Annotated in this window: 2 protein-coding genes; one reads left to right on the forward strand and one right to left on the reverse strand. The window is 41.6% G+C overall.

Annotated features, from left to right (window positions below; genetic code table 11):
* Positions 1-318 precede the first annotated feature (318 nt).
* A complete protein-coding gene (locus MF6394_RS32705; protein WP_078468292.1) occupies positions 319-1416 on the forward strand; it encodes a FlxA-like family protein in 1098 nt (365 codons plus the stop codon).
* Between the two features lie 59 nt (positions 1417-1475).
* Here the strand turns inward: MF6394_RS32705 and MF6394_RS32710 are convergent, their stop codons facing one another.
* Positions 1476-2063, reverse strand: coding sequence for a replication/maintenance protein RepL (locus MF6394_RS32710; RefSeq protein ID WP_078468293.1), 588 nt, complete (start codon positions 2061-2063; stop codon positions 1476-1478).
* Positions 2064-3027: the final 964 nt, after the last annotated feature.

Raw genomic sequence — 3027 nt, forward strand, 5'->3', positions numbered from 1 at the left:
AGCAAGGGCACCGAGCTTTTGAAACAAACAGCTTCTGGAATAAATCGGAACGATTTATGGAAGGCTACCAGCTCTTGATCTTGATCTGTTGTTGATCTTGCTCTTGATCTTCCTCGCGTACGCGAGGCCCATGCACTCGTAGAGTGCTTTAATGGGCTAAAACACTACTTCGTAATGTTGATATATCAAGGAATGAATAGAGGCATTTAAAGGCTTTATAAAGCACCAAGTTGCTTTAAAGCACAAGTAGTGCTTTATAAGCACTTGATTAACTGAAAATATATGTTACAACATGATCATATAACATCTTTTTAAATCATGGGAAATAATTACGTTTCATTTAATGCCAAGTACTATAAAAACTCAAATGCGTCTGGTGAAATAGGACACGTTCAACGTGTCTTTGCCACAAACGCCAACCAAATAGTCGAATTTGCCAAAGATAATTTTGGTTGTGGCTATAACATCTATGATCGTTATAAGGACGTTTTTAAGCAGGTAGAAGACATTAAAGGCAAGAAAATACAAAAAACCGCCAATACATTCATGGATGGGGTTTTGTCATTTTCAAGAGATCAGATGTTGGAGATCATGCAAGATCCTGACTGGAAAACATCGTTTTCCACCCATATTGAGCAGTTCATGCAAGATGTAAAAGATAAGACCGGCATGGAGCCGTTAGGCTGGGAAATGCATATGGACGAAGGCCATAAAGACCCAGTAACAGGCGAATATAAGCTGAATTATCACGCCCAGTGTATTTTCTTCAATTACGATTTTAAGACCAACAAAGCCCCATTGCGTGACCTCATGGGCCGCAAAGGTGATTCGATATGGTCGAAGCTGCAGGACACTGCAGGCAAGCGTTTCGAGGATCTTGGGTTTGTTCGTGGTGTATCTGCTGATATGACCAAAGCCAAACACGAAGAAAAAGACAAATATATAGCCTCTAAACAGGCCGAGATCGATCGTCTCCAGGCTGAGCTGGCACAGCGTCAAATCCAGCAGGATCAGGCTATACGCTTCAATCAGGAGCTTCTCGAGCAGGTTGCCGAGAAGGTAGATGTGATTGTGGAGGAATTTAACACCCAAGGTGCTGCATATAACAGTCTAATCGAGCGTGTTCATCTTGAAAGAGAAGTTAGAAAAGATATAAAAAACATGTATAACGAAGTTAAAGACATGTTGAATGACAATCCTATTTTCAAGAATTTACAACAACAACTTAAAAATTCATTTCCAGATTTTTATGATAAATCATTAAAATTCTGCAACAAAGTTGCGGCATATTTTAACGCCGATTCGGGTGATGGTGAGTTACTACCATTACTTAAAGAAACGCGAGAAAATGCGATAAAATTGAAGTCTCTCAATGATGAATTGAAGAATAGGAACGGTGGTAAGTTCAAGTTTTAAAAGTGCAAAGCACACCCAGAAAAAGAGCCGTAAGGCTCTTAATTCTTTTAAGTGGCATATCATGCCGATTGTTGTTCATCATCGTTATTTTCATGCTGATTTTCAGGGTTTGCCGGGTCAAACGATGATGTAACTTCACGTTTCCCGTTTGTGTAGTTGATTGTGAGGTTATAAGTTTCACGTCTTTCCATGATTTCAAGCCATTTTCCTTGTCCGAACAAGTGAGGATTAGCTATATAAACAGATGTGCCAAGACGTTTCAGAATGTCTTTTTTAACCAAGTCACTAATGCAGTTATTGAACGATGCTGGTGTTAAACCAGCAGCAGCCGCACATTGCTCTTTTGTGTATTTAGGAAGGTTTATAATGCCCTTCCAGTTCATTTCTTTAAGTATCTCGTATAAGGCTGGGGAACAGCCTTTTGGAAGGTCATAGATGCGGTTAATGTCTTGTAGATAGACCTTCACATACAAGGGTTCCTGTGGAACTCTTGCAATGGTGTTTGTGACTGTTTGTTTTACCTGACCAGTTTCTTCATTAACGATACGTTTAGTATCGGTATATGTGGTTTTTTTAGTTGGTGTTGTAAGCTTTTTAACATTACTTTCTTTTGGTAATTCTTCTTTTTTAACATTTGCTTTTGGCATAAAAAACGCTCCTAAAAATATTATCTTACTTACAAATTAACACGCCTTTCATCATTGTCAATGCTGATCTTTCATTTTTTTTGATGATTTTCATTCACTGAGCTGGTGAATGCCTTGCCTTTGGTAAAATTCATCATTTTTGATGAGTGTTTTTTGAGGTCTTGATCAAAACATTCATTTTTTTTGATGAATTTGATTCACTGAGCTGGTGAACCTCTATCACTGAGGTGATGAATGACCATCACTCTCCTGATGAATGCTCATTCAGGTGAAAAGGTTGATTTTACGGGCTGAAACGGGTGTTTTTGGAATATGGCTCCTTCTTATATTATTAGGGTGGTTTTCAAAGCCTTTGATTTTCAGCCGTTTAGATTGCTGATTTCAGGTTCAGGATCAGCCACAACGCTAAGCAGGCTTTTCCAAGCCTCGGCTTGGTGGTGGAGCTGGTGGCCTAGACCGTAGGGCGACGGTCAACAGTGAGCCAACAGGGCGAGAACCTTGGAAAAGAGCCACTGCCCAACGGGCTGGCGTCCTGTAAATGTGGCTGATCCGTAGGATCGATGGTGAGCAATCGAGTGACCTAACGCCTCCCTGCGGTCGTTGTTGGGTCATTTGACACGCTTGGCCATGAAGCCGGCCAACCATGTCAAACGACCTCGATCACGTCACCAGTGGCCTCTACGGAGCTTCTAGGGTGGAATGGGATCGAGGGGGCACCCTCGTCACTGTCCAACCCGCTTTTGCTTTTCGGGGACTGACAGCACACCCATACATTCCCTGGAGGGAAATGTTCATGGGTGTAATGGGCACCGTCACCGGTGCTGTTCTGGTGAATAAAGCAAGGGCACCGAGCTTTTGAAACAAACAGCTTCTGGAATAAATCGGAACGATTTATGGAAGGCTACCAGCTCTTGATCTTGATCTGTTGTTGATCTTGCTCTTGATCTTCCTCGCGTACGCGAGG

This window comes from Pseudomonas sp. MF6394 (assembly GCF_002018845.1).
GTDB classification, from domain to species: Bacteria; Pseudomonadota; Gammaproteobacteria; order Pseudomonadales; family Pseudomonadaceae; genus Aquipseudomonas; species Aquipseudomonas lactis.